Source organism: Pseudomonas sp. TH32 (genome assembly GCF_016650855.1).
Classification (GTDB): Bacteria; Pseudomonadota; Gammaproteobacteria; order Pseudomonadales; family Pseudomonadaceae; genus Aquipseudomonas.
Genome location: NZ_JAEKFA010000002.1, coordinates 1,936,392 through 1,957,691, shown reverse-complemented (window position 1 = coordinate 1,957,691; position 21,300 = coordinate 1,936,392). Strand labels below are relative to the sequence as shown.

Below are 21,300 nucleotides of genomic sequence, written 5' to 3'. Positions count from 1 at the left end.
TCCTCTCCATGGCCAGCCAACCCGCAACGCTGTTGATCGTTGATGATGAAATCCAGGTGCGCAAGCTGCTGGAAACCCTGCTGCGCCACGAGGGTTACCAGACCTTGAGCGCCGCCAGTGGTGAAGAAGCCTTGCAGCTGGTGGCGCGACGGCCGCCGGACTTGATCCTGCTGGACATCATGATGCCGGGTATGGACGGTTACGAAGTGGCCAACCAGCTCAAGCAGGACCCGACCACCGCGAACATCCCGATCATCATGCTCTCGGCCCTGAGTGAGCCCAGCGCCCGCCTGAGCGGACTGGAAAACGGTGCCGAAGAGTTCATCAGCAAGCCGGTGGAACGGGTCGAGTTGTGGTTGCGGGTGCGTAACTTGCTGCGGCTCAAGGCCCATGGCGACCGGCTGAAAAATCACAGCCTGATGCTGGAGCAGCAACTGCAACATCACCAGCATGCCGCCGCCCGGTTGAACATCCGAGACCTGGCTCGCCTGGAGCTGGAAAAAGCCCTGGGCCTGGCCGTCGAACGTGAAGAATTCGTATTGCACTACCAGCCCAAGGTCGAGCTGGCCGGCGGTCAGGTATGTGCCCTTGAAGCCTTGCTGCGCTGGGACCGGCCCGGTTATGGCGCGGTGTCTCCGGCGGTATTCATTCCGATCCTGGAGAGCCTGGGGTTGATCGTGGTGCTCGGTCGCTGGGTGATCGACAACGTGTGCCGCCAGATCGCCGAGTGGCAATCCAGTGCGGTGGGTGCCGTCGAAGTGTCGGTCAACGTGTCGGGGCATCAATTGATCGAAGGTGACTTGATTGCCGACATCACACAGTCCCTCGCCAGCGTTAACGTAGAACCGCATTGGCTGGAGGTTGAGATCACCGAAGGCTCGCTGATGGAAAACACTGAGCACACCATCGCCAGCCTGCACCGGCTGCGGGCGATGGGGGTAAAGATTTCCATCGATGACTTCGGCACCGGTTATTCAAGCCTGGCTTACTTGCGGCGATTTCCGATTGATACGCTGAAAATCGATATCGCGTTTATCCGCGAAGTCACCAGCAACCCCCAGGACGCGGCGATCACCCGCACCATCATCGAACTGGCCCACAGCCTGAAGCTGCGGGTGGTGGCCGAGGGCGTGGAAACCCAGGCGCAGCTGGAGTTCCTGCGGGAAGCCGGCTGCGATCAGATCCAGGGCTATCTGTTCAGCCGGCCGTTGCCGATGCAGGAACTGGAGCGCCTGTTGCTGGAGAAACGTGGCCTGGTCAGGCCGCAGCCCCACTGACCTCAAACAAGCCCACCAGCTTCTGCAACTTGTTGGCATTCACCCGCACGGTTTCCGCGCTGGTCTGCAACACCCCCACGGTCAGGCGCATTTGCTCCGAAGAGTGGCTGACCTGCTTGATCGTCTTGCCATAGTCGAGGCTGCGGGCGTTGAGCTGCTGGATGATGCTGAACATGCTCTCCACCGCCTGGTGCAGGTGCACGTTTTCCGACGACGCATCCTCGGCCAGGCGCAGGCTGCTGTCGACATTGGTCACGCCGTTTTCCATGAAGCCTACGGCTTTGCGGGTCTCGCTCTGCAAGCCTTCGACCATCTGGCGAATGTCTTCGGCGGCCTTGGAGGTGCGCGACGCCAGGGTGCGAACTTCGTCGGCCACTACCGCAAAACCGCGGCCATGCTCGCCGGCACGGGCCGCCTCAATCGCCGCGTTCAGGGCCAGCAGGTTGGTCTGGTTGGTGATGTCGCTGATCAACCCGGTGATGTTGCTGATCTGCGCCATGCGGCTGTCCAGCAGTTGCACGCTTTCGGAGGAGCGCTGCACCACATCGCGAATCGACTGGGTGCCGACCTGCACCGCGAGGAATTGCTCGCGGGCGCGGCTGACCACCTCGTCCATGGCCTGCTTCATTTGCTCGGCGCTCACCGAGGCTTGCTGGATTTCCCCCAGTTGCTCTTCAACGATGATCATCATGCGGTGGGTGGCGTCTGCCACTTCATGGGACATCAACCCGGCCGCCTCGCTGCGGCCCAGCATCAACTGATTGGTGTTGCCGACGCTGTGGCTGGCTTTGACCACTTGGCCGACCACCGAATCCAGGCGGTCGATAAAGCTGTTGATCCAGCGGCTCATGTCGCCTGTCTCGTCGTTGACCATGCGCCCGCTGTCCAGGCGCTGGCGCAGGTTGCCTTCGCCCTCGGCGATGGTGCGGATCACTTCGGTCATTTCATTCAGGCGTGCGGCCAGGCGCTTGGGCCCCAGGCGGCTGAACAGCATGGCCGCCACGACCATGCTCAATACTTCGCACGCATCGGTCCAGGCGGCGGGCAAGCCGCTGTAGTGGCGGACCAGGAAATTGCAGGCAAACAGACCGGCCATGGTCGCCATGTAGGGTTTCATCAAGCCGTGGCTCAGGGAGCGCCGGCGGTAGACCTCTTCCAGGTCGGCCTCGCACATCATGCCCCAGCGGTCCGGCGAGCCCGGCAGTTCAAAGGTCACGCCCTTGCCCACCACCGGGATGTGGCGGTAGTCGGAGTAGCCGGGATAGGTGACAAACAGGTTCGAGCCCTTGCGGATGGTCTCGCGTACACCGGGGTGCAGTTGTTGGGTGGCCGGGTCGATAAAGCGCAATTCCAGTTCGGTATGGCGCTGGATCTGCACGGTTTTCCAAGGCGTGTGCACGCCGCTCTTGAGGTTTTCGCCGTGGGTGAAGGCGCCGTCCTCGAAGCGCGAACGGGACAATGCGATACCGGGTTGAAGCGCCGGGTCGAAGCGCGATTGCACCATGAACAGGTAGTTGTCGCCGGACTCCGGGAAAATATGCCCGGCCTCGCGCTGGATCAAATCCCCGAGGATGTCGTTGGGCACTCGCCCGCACAGGCAGCCAAGCACCCTGCCCTCACGGGTCAGCGGTTGGTAGAACATCAGGGTCACTTCGTCATGGAAGCGCGAGGACGAAGGGCCGATCTGCAAGGTCAGCGGGTCGCTGTAGGGGCCATGAAGGAACGGCGCCTTGAGACCGGCGGCCAGGGCTTGATGGTTCAGGGTGCGGTGCGCGGACGGGTTCCAGGTGGTGGTCAGCACCTCGCCCTTGAGGTCGACGATAAACAGTTCGGAGAAGTCGCCAGCCTGTTGCAGTTTGTCCAGCAGCAGGCTGTTGTCGGTGAGCACGGTGTCGCGGGTGAGCACACTGGCCAGTTCGCTGAGGTGTTCCCACTGTTCCCGGGTCCAGGTTTGCAAAAGCTTGACCCGGGTTTCGGCGATGGCCTCGAAGGTTTGCTCCATCACCGGGTACACGCTGCGGTTGAGGCGGCAGGACCAGCCCATGGCGAACTTGCCGGTCTTGCCCCACCAGGGCAGCCAGCTTTTTCGGCGGAAGATAACTGCATCGTGCTGCTCGACAGGCTGCTCATGGCGGACTCCGGGAGTGATGTCTAATTGCCATAACTCAAGGCAATTAACACGCCAATTAGCTAGCCTGCTATTTATTAGGGTGCTGGGCCTGTTGCGCAGCCCAACGGGAGCGCGCTCCCTCGCCACAAAAAGTTGCATGCAATCAATAAGATGCACCAGTGTGTGGCAGTGAAATCTCTTCCCGCAGGAATTCGATCAGGCCTTGGTGCGTCGGGCCCAGGCGTTCGGCGCCACTGACCAGTGCCAGTTCCGAGGGCGGCACCGGCGGCAGTTCGGTACAGACGCGATGGCTGGCGAGCACCGCGCTGACCGGCAAAATGCTCAGCCCCAAACCGGAGGTCACCGCCGCCTGAATCCCGGTCAGGCTGTGGCTGCCGAACGCCACCCGCCAACTGCGCCGGGCCTTGTCCAGGGCACGGGTGGCACGTTGGCGGTAGATGCAGCCTTGGGGGAACAGCGCCAATGGCAGGGTCTCGAGGTCAAGGTCCTGGCCTTGCCCGCTCACCCACACCAGCGGCTCGGGCCAACTGGCGTGGCAGTCGCCGCTGCCGGTTTCACGCTTGACCAGGGCGATGTCGATTTCGCCGGCGTCCAGTTGCCGGCGCAGGTCGGTGCTCATGCCGCTGACGGTTTCCAGCCGCGCTTCGGGACGCGCCCGCACAAACCCGCTGAGCATCGAGGCCATGCGCACGGCGTCGAAATCTTCCGGCACGCCCAGGCGCACGGGCACCACGCTGGCTTCGGTGCTCAGGGCGTCCCGCGCTTCCCTGGACAGGTTCAGCAACCGGCGTGCGTAGTGGGTGAGCAACTCGCCCTGCTCGGTGGGGCTGACTTGCTGCCCGGAGCGGTCGCGTACCAACAACGTCTGCCCGGCGCTCTCTTCGAGCTTGCGAATCTGCTGGCTGACCGTGGACTGAGTGCGGTGCACGCGCTCGGCAGCGCGGGTGAAGCTGCCTTCATCCACGACGCAGACCAGGGTGTGCAGCAGTTCGAGATCAAACATGGCGCGACCTTCATATCGACAATTCAACTGAGTTGTAGAGGGTAATTTAATTTCCAACTGACGGGTACTGTTCCTATGCTTCAGTCATCACTGACTTCCCTGAACAGGTGCCCCATGTCCCTTGAACACTCCCCTCGCCCGCTCTGGCTGACCTTTGACTGCTACGGCACGTTGATCCAGTGGGATGAAGGCTTGCGTGCGGCGATCGACCAGATTCTCACCGCCAAGGGGGCGCACAGGGTCGATACGGAGACGTTGATCAGCGTGTATGACCGCCATGAACATGCGCTGGAGCAAACGCCACCGCATCGCAGCTTTCGGACGTTGGCGGGGCTTGGGTTACGGCAGGCGCTGCAGGAGTTGGGTTTGCCAGCCGATGCGCGCGACGCTGCGATCCTGACGGACCGCATCAGTGCGATGCCGCCGTTCCCGGAGGTGGTCCGGACGCTCAAGCAACTGAAGGCCATGGGCTACAAGCTGTGCATCGTCTCCAACACGGATGACGATGTGATTGCCGGCAACGTTGCCCAACTGGGCGGGACCATTGACCGGGTGATCACAGCCCAGCAGGCCGGGGCCTACAAGCCGGATCGGCGGTTGTTTGACCATGCCCATGCGCAGTTGGGGGTGAGTCTTGAGGAGGTGGTGCATATTTGCGCCAGCCCGCATCTGGATCACGCGGCGGCGCGGGATATCGGGTTTCGCTGCGTGTGGATCGACCGGGGAACGGGTCGCACATTGCTGCCCGACTACCGGCCGGATGCGATTTTGCCGACGCTGGAGGGGGTGCCTGGGTTGTTTGAGTCGTTGGGGTGGTGAGGTGGTTTTGGGTACATATCCGTTAGTTGGGTAACGGCGGCTTAGGGTTTCGCTCTTACAGCGAGTCACTTTGCAAAAGCGGCAAAGTAACCAAAACGCTCTGCCCCGCCTGTCGGCACCTCGCTAAGGCTCGGTGTTCCCTCACTCCGGCGATGCTCCGCGGGCCGCCGCGATGGGCCATCCTTGGCCCAGCGCGGCTAAACCGGCGTCCTGCTGGTTTACCCGCTCCGCACCACCTGCGTTCGGCCTCGGGCTTATTGGGGCAGTCAGAGCCAGATCAAAATCAAAAGCAAGAGCACAGCGGCCTACAGGCCGGCTTGAGTGGTAGAAGCCACAGCAAAAGCCAAAGCGAAAGCAGAGCTGCTTTTCTGTAGGAGCCGGCTTGCCGGCGAAAAACCTGAGAGCGCCGCGTTGAATCAGTATGCCCGCGTCATCGTTAGCGACCATCGCCGGCAAGCCAGCTCCTACAGGGGGATCGTGCTCGCTTTTGATTTTGATTTTGCCTTTGCTTCACACCACTCAAGCCGGCCTGTAGGCCGCTGTGTTCTTGATCTGCTTTTGATCTTGATCTTGATCTTAGGCGCCCCGTTAAACCACGCTGGCCGAACGCAGGTAGTACGGAGCGGGTAAACCGGCAGGACGCCGGTTTAGCCGCGACGGGGCAGGGACGCCCCGTCGCGGCGGCCCGCGTAGTAATACCGGAGTGAGGGCACACCGAGCATTAGCGAGGTGCCGAGTGGTGGGGCAAGAGCCTTTTGGTTACTTTTGGGCTCCTTTCAAAAGTGACCCGCTGTAAGAGCGGAACCCATCGAAGCCATCACAAAAAAACGGATATGTACACCTCTACTAAGGATCCAACACCCCACCGCTGTAGCTGTCAGACAACCGCGAACCGGTAAACTTGGCCACCACAGAACCCTGAGACACCAGGCGCTCCCGATGCCCCGTCACCATGCGCCCGGTTTGCGCCGCATGCAGCACCACTTCAGACGCCGGGTCCCCGGGCCGCCGGATAATCCGCGCAAACCGTTCGCCCTCCTCGACCTGTTCACCGAGGCGTTTTTCAAACACCAACACCCCGGGGCACGGCGCCAGGATGGTCTCCATGCACCCCATGTCCACCACCTGCCCCTGCCAATCGGCAATCACGGGGGCTTCGTCGATCACCCCGCTTGCACAGAGCCAGGCCCAGATACCATCGCCATCCTGCCCGGCCAGGGCGTCACTCACATCCGCCTGCCCGCGCAATTCAATGGTCGCAGCCATTCGCGGGTTGGCGTGATTGATGATGGTTTCCTCAAACGACCCGTCGCCGCCCTCGTCCCAGACAATCACCACGTCCACCTGCAACGCCGCCGCCAATGCCCGACCCTCGGGCCAAAAGCTGCGGTGGATATACAGGTACGGCAGCGCTTCATCATCCGTGTGCAGGTCCAGCACCAACTCGGCATCGGCCGCCAGTTGCACCAGGCTTTTCTGCCATTGCGCCAGGTTGCTGGCCGGGCGCTCCATCGCCAATGAATGATCGAACGCCCGGTTAAAATTCTGCCCGGTGGCTTCATGAAAGCGCCCCAGCAACCGCCCCTGGCGAAACTGGCCAATGCCGAACGGGTTGGCCTGGGGCACCACTGTCACCGTGCCCTTGAGCCGCCCCTGGTCCTGGCACGCCTGTAAACGTGGCAGCAGTTGGTGCAACACCAGCATCCCGGCGATTTCATCGGCGTGCACGCCGGCTTGCAGGTGCACCCGCGGGCCGCTGCCATCCCCCTCAAAGCGCCAGGCGCCGATGTGCAGGGTGTTCCCCGAATCGCCCGGGACTTGCCACGAAAGGTCTTTTGCCATGCCGCTGCCCTCCTCTTGTTGGAGCTGTGGGTATATATTGAACACACGTTCAACCATGTATTTTTACCAAGGGTGTGCCTGTGACCGAAGACCGTCGCGACCTGTTGATTGCCGCCACCCTCACCAGCCTCGCCCGGGACGGGCATGCCGGTATCTCCGTGCGGCGCATCGCCGCTGAAGCCGGGGTTTCGGTGGGGTTGCTCAATCACCATTTCGGCAGCATCGATGCACTGATCGCCGAGACCTACCACAAGCTCGCCAGCGAACTGACCACCGCCCTGTGGCAGGAAGTCGACCAGGCCCAGGGCCCTGCCGCACGGCTGGATGCGTTCCTCGCCGGCTCGTTTTCCTCACGGGTCATGGACCCGAAACTGCTGGGTGTGTGGGTGGTGTTCTGGAGCCTGATCCGCCATTCGGACCCCGTGAACGACTCCCATGAAAAAAGCTACCGCGCCTACCTCGAACTGATTCGCCAACTGCTCGACGACCTGGCCGCGAGCGAAGGCTTCGTGATCCACGACACGCGCCTGGCGGCCATCGGCTTATCGGCGATGCTCGACGGACTCTGGCTCGAGTGGTGCCTCAACCCCGGCACCTTCAGCCCCGCCGACGGGCTGCACATCTGCCGCTGCTGGATACAAGGGCTGCGTCACGGAGCATTCAGCGCCGACCACGTCTTGTGACACAGGGTGCCGGGCGCTGAGCATGGCCAGGGTGCCGCTGATGGCGATCAGTACGGCGCCGAAGATCAGCGATACGTCCATCAGCGTGCCCCACACCAGGCTCGACAGCAGGAACGCCCAGATCAACCCGGTGTACTCGAACGGCGCCAACAGCGTTGCCGTGGCCCGGCGGAAACTCGCAAACAACAGGAACTGGCCAATACCGCCCACCAGCCCGGCGCCGAGCATGCCCAGCCATGCCGGTGTCGGTGAGGGTGTGTGCGTCCAGGGCAATGTCACCGCCATGCAAATCACGAACACCACGTTGGTGATCAGCATCTGTTCGAGCACCGAGGTGTTGTCGTCTACCTGGCGCAGCTGGATATAGGTAAACGCCCAGCACAGCGCGGCGGCCAGCGTCAGGCCAATGGGCAGCGGGTCGACCATGCTGCTGGGGCGACAGGCGATCACCACGCCCACAAAGCCAATGATCAGCGAAACCCACTGGCCACGGCTGGCGCGCTCCTTGAGGATCAGCGCGGCCAGCAACGTGACCATGATCGGCGCGGAAAAATACAGGGTGGTCATTTCCGCCAGGGTCAGGTCCTTGGCGGCGGTGTAGTACAGCAGCCAGGCCAGCAGCGACAACAGGCCGCGGATGATCAACAGTCTGCGGCTGACCGAGTGCCAGGCACGCTTGAGCAGGCCCAGGCGCCCGGCGATCACGCAGGCGGCGACCACCACCAGGCTGCGCCAGAACAGGATGGTGAACACCGAATAGTCGGCCACCAGCCATTTGATCCCGGCGTCCTGCAACGCCAGGAACGCATAGGCCAGTGAGCACAGGGCAATCCCTTGCAACGAGCGATCGGTTTTCATCCGGCAGACCTGCGCAACGGTGTGCCACGCCGCTCGGCAATCGCGTACAGGGCTTCAATCAAAAAGGTCAGGCACAGGTAAACCCCGGCCACCAGCAGCAGCGGCTGGTAGATCTGCAGGGTCTGGGCGCGCACCACGTTGGCGGCGCCGAGCAGGTCGACCACCGCGATGGTGGAGGCCAGTGCCGTGGACTTGAGCAACATCACCGTTTCCCCCGCCAGTGTGGGCAGCAACAGGCGCATGGCCCGTGGCAGGCGCACGCGCAATAGCGCCTGGCGAGGCGTCATGCCAAACGCCGAGGCGGCTTCCATTTCGCCCTTGGGCACCGCCAGCAGGCCGCCGCGAATCACTTCGCCGACGTACGCCCCCACCGATAACACCAGGGCAAACACGATGTACCAGTAACCGTCCCGCAGGAACGGCCAGAAAAAGCTGCCACGAATCATCGGAAACTGGGCAAACAGGCTGCCCAGGCCGTAGTAGAAAATGTAGATCTGGATCAGCAGCGGTGTGCCCCGCAGCACGCTGGTGTAACCCAGTGCGCAACGGGCCAGCCACTTGCGCCGGGACAGCCGTGCCAGCGCCACCAGCACCGCCAGGGCGAAACCCAGCAGCGCCGAGATCACCAGCAACGACAGGGTCGTCTGCAAGCCCTTGGCGATCAGTCCTGCGTAATAACTTATCCACTCAGGCATGTGCGGCTCACTCGACAACCGGCATCCAGCGACGAATACGTCGTTCCAGGCGCCCGGACAGGTAGTTGGAGGCCAGTGTCACCAGGTAATACAAGGCGGCGGCCGTGAGGTAGAACAACAGGTATTGCCGGGTCGAGCCCGCCGCCTGCTTGGCGGTGTACAGCAGTTCGTTGGTGCCCACCACGCTGATCAGCGCGCTGTCCTTGATCAGGTTGATCCACAGGTTGGACATGCCGGCCAGCGCGTACGGCGCCATGATCGGCAGGGTCACCCGGCGAAACAGACCCAGGCCGCTCAAGCCGAAGGCCCGCGCCGCTTCGATCTGCCCGTGGGGAATCGCCAGGATCGCCGCGCGGAAAATCTCCGAGGCGTACGCGCCCTGCACCAGCCCCAATACCAGGATCGCAACCAGCGGCCCGCTGATGTTGAACTGCTCGAACCCCAGCCACAGCATCAGCGCATTGAGGGCCATGGAGCCTGCGTAATACAGCAACAGGATCAGCAGCAACTCGGGCACCGCGCGGAACACCGTGGTGTAGCCGCGCATCAGCATGGCAATCGGGCGCGGCGCACTGAGCTTGGCACAGGCCACCACCAGGCCGATCAGCAGCCCCACCGCAAACGAACCGGCGGAGATCTGCAGGGTCATCCATAACCCTTTGAGCAATGCGTTGCCCCAGCCTTGCTCGCTGAAGTTGAGTAGATCGAACATCGGCGCTCCCTATTTCAATGATGCGCAATGACCCTTGTGGCGAGGGGGCTTGTCCCCCGTTGGGCTGCGGGGCAGCCCCAAAAAAGCGGGAGCGCTGCGCACTCCAACGGGGGACAAGCCCCCTCGCCACAGGACAAGCCCCTTCACCACAGGAAGATCACAGGTCAGTTTGTGTAGGGACTGTCACATACCTTGCTGACGTAGGCTGGCGTGTCGGCGCGCTTGCAAGGGCTCACCGACACACCAAACACACTCTGCGAGAGGTCAGCGTAGTCCTTGCTCACCAGCAGCTCGCCGATGGCCTTATCGAGGCGGGCCTTGAGTTCAGTGTCTTCCTTGCGCAGGCCCGCGCCCACGCCACGGCCGATGATGGGGTCGTAAGGCACTTCGGCGATCTCGGCCAGGCCCTGGGCTTCAGGCGTTTTCACCATCATGGCGATGGCGACACCGTCGGCCATCATCAGGTCGGTGCGCCCGGCAATCAGGTCGGCGTTGGCCGATTCCTGGGTGTCGTAGTACTTCAGGTCAGCAATTTTCTCGTAGTACTTCTTCAGGTAGTTGGCGCTGACGGTGGAGATCTGCACGCCGATGATCTTGCCTTTCAGGCCCGCCGGCGAGACGTCGACGGTGGTGCCCTTGGGACCGGCAATGCCCAGCAGCGAATCGTAGTAGGCGCGGCTGAACGCGATCTGTTTTTCACGCTCCTCGGTGACCGACATCGAGGAGAAAATCACGTCGATTTTCTTCGCCAGCAACGACGGGATGATCCCATCCCACGCCACTTCCTTGATCTGGCACTCAGCTTTCATCAAGTCGCAGAGCTTGTGGATCAGGTCCACCTCAAACCCCGTCCATTCGCCGTTGCCGCCCTTCACCGTGAACGGTGGGTAGGGCTCCGCCGCCACCGCGAACACGATGGGTTTCTCCGCCGCCAACGCAGTACCTGCCGCCAGCATCAACACTGCACTGCTCAACCACTTTGCCAATCGTTTGGATTTCATGATCTTGCCCCGTCTTTTTTGGAGTTAGCGAGTTTGATGCGCGTTGACGAACTGCCGGCAACGTTCACTGCGTGGGTCGATAAACACCGAGTCCGGCGAGCCGGTTTCCTCGATCAAGCCTTGGTGCAAAAACGCGACTTTGGATGACACGTCCCGGGCGAACGCCATTTCATGGGTCACCAGGATCATGGTGCGGCCTTCTTCGGCCAGGGAACGAATCACCCGCAGCACTTCGCCCACCAGCTCCGGGTCGAGGGCCGAGGTGGGTTCGTCGAACAACATGACTTTGGGGCGCATGGCCAACGCACGGGCGATGGCCACCCGCTGTTGCTGGCCGCCGGAAAGGAACGCCGGGTATTCGTTGCGCTTGGCGGCCAGGCCAACCCGGTCGAGCAAGGCTTCGGCGCGCTCAATGGCTTCGGCACGGCTTTCGCGCAGGACCTGGATCGGCGCTTCGATAAGGTTTTCCAGCACGGTGCGATGGGGCCACAGGTTGAAGTTCTGGAACACCATGCCCAGCGTCGAGCGAATCCGTACCAGCTGTTTGGCGTCGGCCACCAGCGGTGCGCCGGGGCGGCCGTAGTTGAGCTTGATGCTCTCGCCGTCGACATGAATGCTGCCCTGGTCCGGCACTTCGAGCATGTTGATGCAACGCAGCAAGGTGCTTTTACCCGAGCCGCTGGCGCCGATCAGCGAGATGACTTCGCCTTCGTGCGCAGTCAGGGAGATGCCCTTGAGCACTTCGATATTGCCGAAGCGTTTGTGCAGGTCGAGCACCTCGATCATCTTCTTCGCGGCCGCCGGCTGCACGCTGATGATTTTCGCAGCAGGCTCTATTCGCGGCTCGCCGGCGAGCTTGGCGACGAAGCGGCTGATGCGCTCGCAGGCCTCGGCCAGTCGCGCTTCACCCAGGGTGAACGACAGCCGCACAAAGCCCTGGGCCGGTTCACCGAAAGCGGCGGCATCCAATACGGAAACGCCCGCTTCGCGGAACAGCCGCCAGGCAAAATCCAGGGAACTGAGGCCGGTGTCCCGCACATCCACCAGCACGAACATGCCGGCTTGGGGGGCGCGTACGTGAATGCCCGGGCAATCGCTCAGGCCGGCGACCACCAGGTCGCGGCGTCGCCGGTAGGTTTCACGCATGCCCTGGGTGACTTCATCGTGGGCCAATACGGCGGCGGTGGCGGCTTCCATCACAAACCCCGGCAAGCCGTACAGCATGCTCAACACCAGGGTTTCGGCGTGGGCCACCATGGCAGGCTCGGCAACGATCCAGCCGATGCGCCAGCCGGTCATGGCGTGGGATTTCGAGAGGCTGCCGATCACGATGCAGCGGTCGGCCATGCCCGGCAGCGCGGCGAGGCTGTGGTACTCACCGTCGAACACCAGGCTTTCGTAGACTTCGTCTACCACCACCCACAGTTCATGCTCGATCGCCAGGTCGGCAATTGCCTGCAGCTCCTGGGGGTTGAGCACCACGCCGGTGGGGTTGTTGGGGTTGGAGAAGAAAATCGCCCGGGTGCGCGGCGTGATGGCGGCGGCCAGCAGCGCCGGGTCGAGGCGAAAGCCCGAATCGGCAGCACACGGCACCCGCACCAGCGTCGCGCCGCTGGCCTTGAGCGTGGCTTCGTAGGTGACGTACATCGGGTCGAGGACAATCACTTCATCACCGGCCTGCAACAGGCACAGCGAGGTGACGAACAAAGCGTTCTGCGCGCCGGCCACGGTGATGACGTTTTCAGCGTTTAACGGGCGAGCCAGGGACTGGCTGTAACGGGCGGCGATCGCATCCCGCAGTGCCGGGCGGCCGGGGATTTCGGTGTAGTGGGTATCGCCCTGGCGCAGGGCTTCGACGGCGGCGTCGGTGATGAACGAGGGGTGGCGAAATCCGGGTCGCCGACGCTCAGGATAATGATGTCTTCGCCCTTGCTGCTGGCCTGGAACGCGGCGTGGTGGATGTCCCAGGCGGCTACGCCCTGCCCTGCAATTCGCTCAACAAAGGGTGAAAACCGCATGCCAGTGCCTCTCGTTCAATCAGAAAAAGCGCAAGCCCGCTGGTTGCCCAGCGGGGGTTGCAGCCAACATAATTGAAACTGAACACTCGTTCAACGGATAGCGTCGCGGATGTCGTAAACAGTTAAAACAGGTCGTTGTGGTGGATATCTTCAGGTAGGTATGAATTCAGCCGGCAGTCTGGGTCATCAGCTTGCACTGGTGGTCTTGCAGCTCCTCGGCAGACGCCAGGTTCCACTCCTTGAGCGTCAAGCGGGTGGCCAGCAGCACGAAGTTGCCATCCGCCTCGGGTGCCAGCAGCAGGCTGTAGCTGGCCATGGCGTCGCCCTGGGCCTGCACGTAATCATTCAGGATCGCCAGTGGGTCACGCAGGTCGAAGTCGGCTGCCGACAAGGTGCGGGCGCTGTAGGTATGCCCCTGCAGTTTGACCGGCAGGGTTTGCCATTGCTCGTTAAGGGTGGCGGCGCGTTCGGTGAGGGTGTTGAACACGTCGGGGCGCAGGCAGGCAATATGGATATGCAACTGGTTCTGCGAGCGGCCGTAACGCGAGTTGATCGCCAGCGACACATAGCGGTCGGCAATCGGCGTTTGCAGGCCGGTGGAGAGCACGTCGTGGTTTTTCCAGGCCTGGGCAAAGTAATGCGGCAGCAGGTTGCGGGTCAGTGCGACGTCTTCGATGCCGGTGACTTTGTCGGTGGGGATCAGCAGGTCCTGATACGGGCCATTGAGGTCCTTGAGCAACACGAAACCCTTGTCCGGGTCGACCTTGAGGCAGGGGCTGGGGTTTTGATGCTGGCGCTGGTCGGGCACGCATTGGCGGCTGACGATCTGCCACAACACATCGGGATTGCCCCGCCATTTCCAGGCGCCCGCCAACGCCACCACACACAGCAAACCACCGATGCTCTTGAATACGGTACCGCGCTTCATGCCAAAAACCTCAACGCCAAAGGGATGTCTTTTGTTGTTTTACAACTGCCAGACATCCCTGTCGCAAAGGTTAACGTTTGGCCGGAGCCATAAATTCCGGGCCTACCGGATCTTTTATCGTGTTGGCCAGAATACGGTCGATATGTTGCAGGTCATCGGCGCTGAGTTGCCAGCCGAATGCGTCCTCGATGCCTTTCAATTGTTCCGGGCGACGGGCGCCCCACAACGCCACCGTCGGGCCCTGGTCCAGCACCCAGCGCAATGCCAGGGCCAGCACGGACTTGCCGTGGCATTCGCGGGCATACACATCCAGCGCCGCGACCGCCGCCAGGTATTGCTCAAAGCGTGGCGCCTTGAATTTCGGGTCGAGCTTGCGCACATCATCACCGGTAAAGCGTGTGGCGGCGTGCATGCTGCCGGTCAACAGGCCCCGGCACAGCGAGCCATAGGCCAGGACCACCAGGGCGTTCTGTCTGGCGTACGGCAGGATGTCGCTGTCGATCGCCCGTTCGAACAGGTTGTAGGGTGGTTGCACCGTGTCCAGGTGGGTGTACTGGCGGAAGTCGTCCATCTGCGCGGGGGAATAATTGCTCACGCCCACCGCCAGGATCTTGCCTTCGCGGCGCAGTTTTTCCAGCTCGCCGGCGGTTTCTTCCTGGGCCACCAGCGGGTCGGGCCAGTGGATCTGGTAGAGGTCGATGTAGTCGGTTTCCAGGCGCAGCAGCGAGTCTTCGACTTCCTTGCGGATGCGCTGGGCCGTGGCGTTGCGGCGCACGGTGCCGTCGTCCCATTGCAGGCCGGCCTTGGTCGCGATCACCGCCGTATGGCGCACGCCGCGCAGGGCCCGGCCGATCAGCTCTTCAGACAAACCGAGGCCGTAGACCGGCGCACTGTCAATAAAATTGATGCCGCTGGCCAGCGCATGGCGAATGGTCTTGATCGACACTTCATTATCGGCGCCGCCCCACATCGAACCGCCCATGGACCAGGTACCCAGGGCAATCCGCGAGACGGCCTTGTCGATCCCCGGGATCTTGATGGTTTCGATACTCATTAAAAAGCCTCCGCCAGAAACATTCAGTAAAAAAACGATTACTCTAGATCATCCGTGGTTGAATCGGGCTCAACGCCGCGTGAAACCCAAACCGTACAAAAGGTGCTTGATATGGCTGCGTTCAACCGCTCCGAGTTGGCCGACCTGAATGTGTTCATGGCGATCATCCGTCGCCGCAGTTTCCGGCATGCCGCCCATGAACTGGGTGTCACCACCTCGGCCCTGAGCCACACCATGCGCAACCTGGAAACCCGCCTGGGGGTCAAGTTGCTCTACCGCACCAGCCGTGCGGTGGAGCCCACCGACGCCGGTGTGGTGCTGGCGGAAAAACTCAGTGCGGGCTTTGCGACGATCCAGGATGGCCTCGACACCCTGGAGCTGTACCGCGAGGCACCGATTGGCCGGCTGCGCCTGAACGTTCCCCGGGACGCCGCGGTGCTGCTGATCTCGCCACTGTTGGGCGAGTTCACCCGCACCTATCCGCAACTGCGCCTGGACGTGATGATCGAAGACCGCATGCTCGACATCGTCGCCGAAGGCTACGACGCGGGTATCCGCTATGGCGCCACCGTGCCCCAGGACATGGTGGCCGTGCCGCTGACCGGCGAGCTGCGCTGGATCATGGTCGCCTCCCCGGCCTACCTTGCAAAGGCCGGAACGCCTGCCGTGCCCAAGGACCTGCTCGCACACGCTTGCATACGCATGTACCTGGGCGACAAGACCACCTACAAGTGGGAGCTGGGCAACGGCACCCGCCAACAGCGCCTGGATGTGCCCGGCCACTTCAGCGCGGCCGACACACAAACCATCGTCGACGCCGCCCTGCAAGGTGTGGGCATCGCCTACTGCCTGGAGAATCGCGTGTTATCGGAACTGGCAGACGGCCGCCTGGTGGAAGTGCTGCCCGACTGGGCCTGCATCGGCGCGCCACTGTGCATGTATTACCCCAGCCGGCGTCAGTCTCATCCGGGGTTGCGGCAGTTGATAGACATGATCCGTGTGAAAACCATCGGTTCGCAGTTGTTGGAATCACATTGAACCTGGGCCCGGCCGTGGTCCTCAAACCTGGACAGACCACGGCCCGGTGCACACCCGATGACTTTTATTCTATGGATGGCCGTACTGGGCGCGGTGTTGCTCACCCTCGCCCTCACCTCCTCCTACCTGCGCTGGATGCCGGTCACCACCTCGGCGGTGTGCCTGTTGCTTGGCGTGGGTATTGGCCCGCTGGGCGCGGACCTGCTGCACCTGGACATCAAGGACTCCGCCCGCTGGATGGAACACCTGACGGAGGTCGCGGTGCTGTTTTCGCTGTTTGTCAGCGGCTTGAAGCTGCGCCTGCCCCTCAAGCATCGAACCTGGCGCATTGCGTTTGGCATGGCCGGTCCGGTCATGCTCCTGACCATACTCGGGACGTGCCTGGTACTGCATTGGCTGCTGGGGTTGTCGTGGGGCGTTTCGCTGTTGGTGGGGGCGATTCTCGCGCCCACCGATCCGGTGCTCGCGGGCCTGGTGCAGGTCAATAACGCTCAGGACTATGACGCACTGCGCTTCGGCCTCTCCGGTGAGGCCGGCTTGAACGATGGCACCGCCTTCCCGTTTGTGATCTTCGCGCTGATGTTCATGCAGCATGGTGGGTTCGACGGTGACTGGCTTGGCGGGTGGGTCCTGAAAAACCTGCTGTGGGCGGTGCCGGCCGGCTTGTTGACCGGTTATTGGATGGCCCGGGGCATCGGCCGGCTGACCCTCAAGATGCGCATCACCAATGCCGACAGCACCCTCTCCCCGAATGACTACCTGACGCTGGCCCTGATCGCCCTGGCCTACGTGGTGGCCGAGGCCATCGGCGGCTACGGCTTTCTATCGGTATTTGCCGCCGGCCTCGGGCTGCGCCAGGCGGAGTTCAAGTCCACCGGCAACTCACAAACCCCTGCCGAGCATCTGGCAAAACCGTTAGTGGGCCACATGGAAGTGGAACCGGAGCACGCATTGCACGGTGACGTCGGGCAGTTGCAAGACACGCAGATCGCTGCCGGCGTGATGATGGGCGACATGCTCGCGTTTGGCGGCCTGGTGGAGCGTTCGATGGAAGTGTTTCTGGTGACCCTGCTGGGCGTGGTGCTGGTCAGCCACTGGGACTGGCGGGCGCTGGCGGTGGGCGCCTTGCTGTTTTGCGTGATTCGCCCGCTCAGCGTGGTGTCGATGCCATGGGGCAGCCTGCTGGATCGTAATCAGCGCGGGCTGGTGGGCTGGTTCGGAATTCGCGGGATCGGCAGCATCTACTACCTGTTCTATGCCATCAACCATGGGTTGGTGGGCACCAGCAGCACCGTTGCGGTAAACCTGACGCTGTCAGTCATTGCCCTGAGCATCATCGTTCATGGCCTCAGCACACAGCCGATGCTGGCGTGGTATGAACGACGCGCCCAGGCACAACAATGACGGTTATTCCTGGTTTTCGGTGTTGCCGACGTCGGCGGCATCATCCAGGTCGTTAAGCGGAACTTCGGCATCATCCATCAGTGAGCCCGGGTCTTCATTGCCCGGGTCATTGAGTTCATCGTCTTCGTCTATTTCAACTGACATGACCGTCTCCTCTAACCGCCTTGAGTATCGATATCGGCATCGGTTTCAGGCTTGGGCTCGCGCTCGGGCTTGAAGTCTGGACTGTAGTCGTTTTCTGCCGCCTTGGGGTCGGCGGCAGGCGTTGGGTCTTTCGGCGCGTCGGCCGCTGTCCCCGGTGCCGGCTCACCGCCGTCGATGGCGGGGTCATTGCGGCCGCTGACTTGCGGGTCGTCTTTATCGGTTGCGTTCATGGTCACCTCTTCGCAGATCTTGGGAAACGTGCCCTGCGTAAAGGTAAGGCGCCGCACGCCGGGTGGAAGTTCATTCCGATTCCCTAGGAGCCCGGGTTGTCGACCTGGATATAGAACGCATAGGCCCCCAGGATCACCCAGAACACCATGAACAACCAGGGTGCACGCATCGAGAACAACAGCGACTTGCGATAGCCCTTGTGGGACGACTCCGTCTCGCTGAACAGCGGCGACTCGTCATACGCCAGGCCCATCACCGGCTCACTGCGCAGCAGTTCGCTTTGCTTGTAATGCCAGTGATCAATGATGTCGTAGGCGGCCCGAATGCCTGGCCAGGCGTTGAGGGAACTGAGGATGCCCAGCATCGCCAGGAACACCGGCACCACCAGGGTGAACAGCTTGCCCCATTCCGGGTTGAGGTTGCCCATGCCGGACACAAAGGCGATCACCAGGAATGACTGCGCCGTGAGGTAGGCGTCGGTGCGGTTGGCCAGGATGCTGGTTTCGTACTGGATCTCGCGCCGGTAGAAGTCGAGGCGGTCCTTGGGTGAACCGAACATCTTCGCGGAGTGTTCGCTATGGTCGGTCACGGCCGACTCAGGGTTCTGTGGGGAAATGATTCTGGGCACGATCAGTGCTCCACGCAGGTATTTGAAGCCCGTTAGAAGAACCGCGCTGGTGCAAAGTTCAAGTAATCGATGCACCGTTTTGAGGCAATCGAGTTCTCTATGTGGCGAGGGCGCTTGCTCGCGCTGGACTGCGTAGCCGGCCTGCTTCCTGGGGGCGCTTCGCACCCCAGCGGGAGCAAGCTCCCTCGCCACAGGAGAGTCGCTACGGGTGGATGGCACAGGCATTGCTTTATTCCTTCAATCATCCACCTGCCCCGCCTGAATACAGGAGCAATCGTTACCCCCGACCCAGAGCCCACCCCAAAAGAAAGTAAGGACCAGGCCTGTTGGCACCATCAGCCACGGGCTCATAAAAAATGCGTTTTCTAAAGCGGCAGTGCCAAAGCGCAGTTAGTCCCGGCACTGACAAGGTAATTGGAATGGCTCGATCTTTCTTTGATGAAATGAATGACGCACAAGGCGTTTGCCGTGCGCACTATCAGGAATTCTCCCGCTGGCTGGCCAATACGCCGCCAGAACTGCTGGCCCAGCGCCGCCGTGAAGCCGACCTGCTGTTTCACCGCGCCGGGATCACCTTCACCCTGTATGGCGACGAGCAAGACACCGAGCGCCTTATCCCCTTCGATATCATCCCCCGCAGCATCCCCGCCAGTGAGTGGAGCGTCATCGAGCGCGGCTGTATCCAGCGGGTCAATGCATTGAACATGTTCCTTGCCGACATCTACCACGACCAACGCATCATCAAGGCCGGAATCATCCCCGCCGATCAGGTGCTCGGTAACGAGGGTTACCAGAAGGCCATGGTCGGCCTGGACCTGCACCGCGATATCTACTCGCACATTTCCGGGGTCGACCTGGTTCGCGATGGCGACGGCACTTACTACGTGCTCGAAGACAACCTGCGCACCCCCAGCGGCGTGAGCTACATGCTCGAAGACCGCAAGATGATGATGCGCCTGTTCCCCGAGGTGTTCGCCAAGCAGCGCATCGCCCCGGTGGACCACTACCCCAACCTGCTGCTCAAGACCCTGAAAAGCTCCAGCCGCCTCGACAACCCGAATGTGGTGGTGCTGACGCCGGGCCGCTTCAACAGCGCGTTTTTTGAGCATGCGTTCCTGGCCCGGGAAATGGGCGTCGAACTGGTGGAAGGCGCCGACCTGTTCGTGCACGACCTCAAGGTGTTCATGCGCACCACCGATGGCCCCAAGGCCGTTGATGTGATCTACCGCCGCATCGACGACGCCTTCCTTGACCCGCAAGCGTTCAACCCCGACTCGATGCTCGGCGTCCCGGGGCTGGTGGCGGCCTATTGTGCGGGCAACGTGGTGCTGGCGAACGCCATCGGCACTGGCGTGGCGGACGACAAGTCGATCTACCCGTATGTGCCGGAGATGATCCGTTTCTACCTGGATGAAGAGCCGATCCTGCAAAACGTGCCGACGTTCCAGTGCCGCAAGCCGGACGAGTTGTCCCACGTCCTCGCGCACCTGCCGGAACTGGTGGTCAAGGAAACCCAGGGCTCCGGCGGTTACGGCATGCTGGTGGGCCCCGCTTCCAGCGCCGCCGAGATCGAGGACTTCCGTCAACGCATCAAGGCCCGCCCCCACGCCTACATCGCCCAACCGACCTTGAGCCTGTCCACCTGCCCGACCTTTGTCGAAAACGGCATCGCGCCCCGGCACATCGACCTGCGGCCATTTGTGCTTTCAGGCAAGGAAACCCGCCTGGTACCCGGTGGCTTGACCCGCGTGGCACTGCGCGAAGGCTCATTGATCGTCAACTCGTCGCAAGGCGGCGGAACCAAGGACACCTGGGTGGTGGAGGGCTGAGTATGCTGAGTAGAACCGCCGCAGATTTGTATTGGATGTCCCGTTACCTGGAGCGTGCCGAGAACCTGGCGCGCATGCTGGAAGTCAGTTATTCGCTGTCGCTGATGCCCCAGGCCGGGCGCAGTGACGGGCTGGACGAGTTGGCCATGTCGTTGCTCAGCAGCGGCACCCTGGACAGTTACCTTGAGCGCCATCAACAGCTGGACGCCGAGCGCATGCTGCACTTCTTTGCCCTCGACGAGGAAAACCCGGCCAGTATCTACAACTGCCTGCGGGCCGCTCGCGGGAATGCCCACGCGGTGCGCGGGCGGATCACCGCCGACATGTGGGAAAACCTCAACGCCACCTGGCTGGAGATGCGCAGCATCGCGGCCGGCGGGTTGGCGCGCCACGGCATCAGCCACTTTTGTGACTGGGTGAAGCAGCGTTCGCACCTGTTTCGCGGGGCCACTTCCGGGACGATCATGCGTAATGACGCGTATCGGTTTATCCGGCTGGGCACGTTTGTCGAGCGAGCGGATAACACCCTGCGCCTGCTGGATGCACGGTATGAGATGTTTGGCGAAGAGTCCGAAGAGGTCAGCGACCTGTCGGCACGCGGGTATTACCAGTGGAGCGCGTTGCTGCGGGCGTTGTCGTCGTTTGAGGCGTACACCGAGCTGTACCCGAATGCGTTGAATGCGCGGTCAGTGTCGGAGCTGTTGCTGTTGCGCAGTGATGTGCCCCGCTCATTGCATGCGTGTATCGAGGAGTTGAGCCACATCCTGGCGGATTTGCCCGGGAGTTATGGGCGCACGGCCCAGCGCCTGGCGGCCGAGTTTGAAGCGCGGCTGAGGTATACGGGGATTGACGAGATTCTGGAGGACGGGCTGCACAGGCGGCTGACGGAGTTTATCGACACCGTGCGCGAGCTGGCGCGGGCGATTCATAGCTCGTACCTGGAAGTGGTCTGATGTGCGGCTCAATCATATAACTGTCAATTTGGATCATTGATCGGCCTTGGTG

The 21,300-nt window shown here is 62.2% G+C and carries 20 protein-coding genes and 2 pseudogenes; 7 read left to right on the top strand and 15 right to left on the bottom strand.

The window, feature by feature from the left end; translation table 11 throughout:
- Positions 1–8 precede the first annotated feature (8 nt).
- Positions 9–1,277: an EAL domain-containing response regulator gene (locus tag JFV30_RS12520; protein ID WP_201124038.1), complete on the top strand. Its 1,269-nt coding sequence runs from the start codon at positions 9–11 to the stop codon at positions 1,275–1,277.
- On the opposite strand, the gene JFV30_RS33660 is transcribed toward JFV30_RS12520, so the two are convergent.
- Positions 1,258–1,893 carry a methyl-accepting chemotaxis protein gene (locus JFV30_RS33660; protein WP_442962342.1) on the bottom strand — a complete coding sequence of 212 codons (636 nt, stop codon included), beginning with the start codon at positions 1,891–1,893 and terminating at the stop codon, positions 1,258–1,260. The two genes, JFV30_RS12520 and JFV30_RS33660, sit on opposite strands and share 20 nt — an antisense overlap.
- 1,657 nt (positions 1,894–3,550) lie before the next feature.
- Positions 3,551–4,411, bottom strand: coding sequence for a LysR family transcriptional regulator (locus tag JFV30_RS12510; RefSeq protein ID WP_169388367.1), 861 nt, complete (start codon positions 4,409–4,411; stop codon positions 3,551–3,553).
- 114 nt (positions 4,412–4,525) lie between these two features.
- Between JFV30_RS12510 and JFV30_RS12505 the strand changes: the two genes are divergently transcribed.
- Positions 4,526–5,230: a haloacid dehalogenase type II gene (locus JFV30_RS12505; protein WP_201124034.1), complete on the top strand. Its 705-nt coding sequence runs from the start codon at positions 4,526–4,528 to the stop codon at positions 5,228–5,230.
- A gap of 846 nt (positions 5,231–6,076) precedes the next feature.
- Here the strand turns inward: JFV30_RS12505 and JFV30_RS12500 are convergent.
- Positions 6,077–7,072 (bottom strand): succinylglutamate desuccinylase/aspartoacylase domain-containing protein, encoded by a 996-nt coding sequence (locus JFV30_RS12500; RefSeq protein WP_201124032.1) that lies wholly within the window; start codon positions 7,070–7,072, stop codon positions 6,077–6,079.
- A 74-nt stretch (positions 7,073–7,146) separates the two neighbouring features.
- On the opposite strand from JFV30_RS12500, the pseudogene JFV30_RS33150 reads away from it, so the two are divergent.
- Positions 7,147–7,659, top strand: a pseudogene (locus tag JFV30_RS33150) (TetR family transcriptional regulator C-terminal domain-containing protein); the annotation flags it as partial.
- Here JFV30_RS33150 and JFV30_RS12495 read toward each other — a convergent pair.
- From JFV30_RS12495 to JFV30_RS12465, 9 genes and pseudogenes are all read right to left on the bottom strand, one after another.
- A complete protein-coding gene (locus tag JFV30_RS12495; protein ID WP_010169348.1) occupies positions 7,615–8,613 on the bottom strand; it encodes a DMT family transporter in 999 nt (332 codons plus the stop codon). The pseudogene JFV30_RS33150 and the gene JFV30_RS12495 overlap by 45 nt on opposite strands.
- A complete protein-coding gene (locus JFV30_RS12490) occupies positions 8,610–9,308 on the bottom strand; it encodes an ABC transporter permease (protein WP_169388363.1) in 699 nt (232 codons plus the stop codon). Before JFV30_RS12490 ends, JFV30_RS12495 begins: the two co-directional genes overlap by 4 nt.
- Positions 9,309–9,315: 7 nt before the next feature.
- A complete protein-coding gene (locus JFV30_RS12485; RefSeq protein ID WP_010169350.1) occupies positions 9,316–10,020 on the bottom strand; it encodes an ABC transporter permease in 705 nt (234 codons plus the stop codon).
- A 164-nt stretch (positions 10,021–10,184) separates the two neighbouring features.
- Positions 10,185–11,021 (bottom strand): transporter substrate-binding domain-containing protein, encoded by an 837-nt coding sequence (locus tag JFV30_RS12480; protein WP_201124030.1) that lies wholly within the window; start codon positions 11,019–11,021, stop codon positions 10,185–10,187.
- Between the two features lie 24 nt (positions 11,022–11,045).
- On the bottom strand, positions 11,046–11,807 hold the full coding sequence (locus tag JFV30_RS33655) for an ATP-binding cassette domain-containing protein (RefSeq protein ID WP_201140454.1): 762 nt from the start codon (positions 11,805–11,807) through the stop codon (positions 11,046–11,048).
- 147 nt (positions 11,808–11,954) lie between these two features.
- Positions 11,955–12,839: pseudogene (locus tag JFV30_RS33650) on the bottom strand (pyridoxal phosphate-dependent aminotransferase); the annotation flags it as partial.
- Positions 12,770–13,039 carry a hypothetical protein gene (locus tag JFV30_RS33645; RefSeq protein WP_446739853.1) on the bottom strand — a complete coding sequence of 90 codons (270 nt, stop codon included), beginning with the start codon at positions 13,037–13,039 and terminating at the stop codon, positions 12,770–12,772. The gene JFV30_RS33645 and the pseudogene JFV30_RS33650, both read right to left, overlap by 70 nt.
- A gap of 166 nt (positions 13,040–13,205) precedes the next feature.
- Positions 13,206–13,967 (bottom strand): CDP-diacylglycerol diphosphatase, encoded by a 762-nt coding sequence (locus JFV30_RS12470; RefSeq protein ID WP_201124029.1) that lies wholly within the window; start codon positions 13,965–13,967, stop codon positions 13,206–13,208.
- Between the two features lie 70 nt (positions 13,968–14,037).
- Positions 14,038–15,021, bottom strand: coding sequence for an aldo/keto reductase (locus JFV30_RS12465; protein ID WP_010169355.1), 984 nt, complete (start codon positions 15,019–15,021; stop codon positions 14,038–14,040).
- 111 nt (positions 15,022–15,132) lie between these two features.
- Between JFV30_RS12465 and JFV30_RS12460 the strand changes: the two genes are divergently transcribed.
- Positions 15,133–16,059 carry a LysR family transcriptional regulator gene (locus JFV30_RS12460; RefSeq protein ID WP_010169357.1) on the top strand — a complete coding sequence of 309 codons (927 nt, stop codon included), beginning with the start codon at positions 15,133–15,135 and terminating at the stop codon, positions 16,057–16,059.
- Between the two features lie 57 nt (positions 16,060–16,116).
- Positions 16,117–17,463, top strand: coding sequence for a cation:proton antiporter (locus JFV30_RS12455; RefSeq protein WP_201124027.1), 1,347 nt, complete (start codon positions 16,117–16,119; stop codon positions 17,461–17,463).
- Between the two features lie 3 nt (positions 17,464–17,466).
- Here the strand turns inward: JFV30_RS12455 and JFV30_RS12450 are convergent, their stop codons facing one another.
- The 3 genes from JFV30_RS12450 to JFV30_RS12440 form a co-directional block, all read right to left on the bottom strand.
- Positions 17,467–17,607 (bottom strand): hypothetical protein, encoded by a 141-nt coding sequence (locus JFV30_RS12450; RefSeq protein WP_003217070.1) that lies wholly within the window; start codon positions 17,605–17,607, stop codon positions 17,467–17,469.
- An 11-nt stretch (positions 17,608–17,618) separates the two neighbouring features.
- Positions 17,619–17,837 carry a hypothetical protein gene (locus tag JFV30_RS12445; protein ID WP_201124025.1) on the bottom strand — a complete coding sequence of 73 codons (219 nt, stop codon included), beginning with the start codon at positions 17,835–17,837 and terminating at the stop codon, positions 17,619–17,621.
- Positions 17,838–17,920: 83 nt separating this feature from the next.
- On the bottom strand, positions 17,921–18,466 hold the full coding sequence (locus JFV30_RS12440; RefSeq protein ID WP_029615826.1) for a hypothetical protein: 546 nt from the start codon (positions 18,464–18,466) through the stop codon (positions 17,921–17,923).
- Between the two features lie 419 nt (positions 18,467–18,885).
- Between JFV30_RS12440 and JFV30_RS12435 the strand changes: the two genes are divergently transcribed.
- Together JFV30_RS12435 and JFV30_RS12430 are read left to right on the top strand one after the other, a co-directional pair.
- A complete protein-coding gene (locus JFV30_RS12435) occupies positions 18,886–20,295 on the top strand; it encodes a circularly permuted type 2 ATP-grasp protein (protein ID WP_010169365.1) in 1,410 nt (469 codons plus the stop codon).
- A 2-nt stretch (positions 20,296–20,297) separates the two neighbouring features.
- Positions 20,298–21,248: an alpha-E domain-containing protein gene (locus tag JFV30_RS12430; protein WP_201124023.1), complete on the top strand. Its 951-nt coding sequence runs from the start codon at positions 20,298–20,300 to the stop codon at positions 21,246–21,248.
- Positions 21,249–21,300 lie beyond the last annotated feature (52 nt).

Excerpts from the sequence above, each read along its gene's own strand:
- JFV30_RS12520 (WP_201124038.1), top strand. The coding sequence starts at position 9 with ATGGCCAGCCAACCCGCAACGCTGTTGATCGTTGATGATGAAATCCAG.
- JFV30_RS33660 (WP_442962342.1), bottom strand. The coding sequence starts at position 1,893 with ATGGACGAGGTGGTCAGCCGCGCCCGCGAGCAATTCCTCGCGGTGCAG.
- JFV30_RS12510 (WP_169388367.1), bottom strand. The coding sequence starts at position 4,411 with ATGTTTGATCTCGAACTGCTGCACACCCTGGTCTGCGTCGTGGATGAA.
- JFV30_RS12505 (WP_201124034.1), top strand. The coding sequence starts at position 4,526 with ATGTCCCTTGAACACTCCCCTCGCCCGCTCTGGCTGACCTTTGACTGC.
- JFV30_RS12500 (WP_201124032.1), bottom strand. The coding sequence starts at position 7,072 with ATGGCAAAAGACCTTTCGTGGCAAGTCCCGGGCGATTCGGGGAACACC.
- JFV30_RS12495 (WP_010169348.1), bottom strand. The coding sequence starts at position 8,613 with ATGAAAACCGATCGCTCGTTGCAAGGGATTGCCCTGTGCTCACTGGCC.
- JFV30_RS12490 (WP_169388363.1), bottom strand. The coding sequence starts at position 9,308 with ATGCCTGAGTGGATAAGTTATTACGCAGGACTGATCGCCAAGGGCTTG.
- JFV30_RS12485 (WP_010169350.1), bottom strand. The coding sequence starts at position 10,020 with ATGTTCGATCTACTCAACTTCAGCGAGCAAGGCTGGGGCAACGCATTG.
- JFV30_RS12480 (WP_201124030.1), bottom strand. The coding sequence starts at position 11,021 with ATGAAATCCAAACGATTGGCAAAGTGGTTGAGCAGTGCAGTGTTGATG.
- JFV30_RS33655 (WP_201140454.1), bottom strand. The coding sequence starts at position 11,807 with ATGATCGAGGTGCTCGACCTGCACAAACGCTTCGGCAATATCGAAGTG.
- JFV30_RS33645 (WP_446739853.1), bottom strand. The coding sequence starts at position 13,039 with ATGCGGTTTTCACCCTTTGTTGAGCGAATTGCAGGGCAGGGCGTAGCC.
- JFV30_RS12470 (WP_201124029.1), bottom strand. The coding sequence starts at position 13,967 with ATGAAGCGCGGTACCGTATTCAAGAGCATCGGTGGTTTGCTGTGTGTG.
- JFV30_RS12465 (WP_010169355.1), bottom strand. The coding sequence starts at position 15,021 with ATGAGTATCGAAACCATCAAGATCCCGGGGATCGACAAGGCCGTCTCG.
- JFV30_RS12460 (WP_010169357.1), top strand. The coding sequence starts at position 15,133 with ATGGCTGCGTTCAACCGCTCCGAGTTGGCCGACCTGAATGTGTTCATG.
- JFV30_RS12455 (WP_201124027.1), top strand. The coding sequence starts at position 16,117 with ATGACTTTTATTCTATGGATGGCCGTACTGGGCGCGGTGTTGCTCACC.
- JFV30_RS12450 (WP_003217070.1), bottom strand. The coding sequence starts at position 17,607 with ATGTCAGTTGAAATAGACGAAGACGATGAACTCAATGACCCGGGCAAT.
- JFV30_RS12445 (WP_201124025.1), bottom strand. The coding sequence starts at position 17,837 with ATGAACGCAACCGATAAAGACGACCCGCAAGTCAGCGGCCGCAATGAC.
- JFV30_RS12435 (WP_010169365.1), top strand. The coding sequence starts at position 18,886 with ATGGCTCGATCTTTCTTTGATGAAATGAATGACGCACAAGGCGTTTGC.
- JFV30_RS12430 (WP_201124023.1), top strand. The coding sequence starts at position 20,298 with ATGCTGAGTAGAACCGCCGCAGATTTGTATTGGATGTCCCGTTACCTG.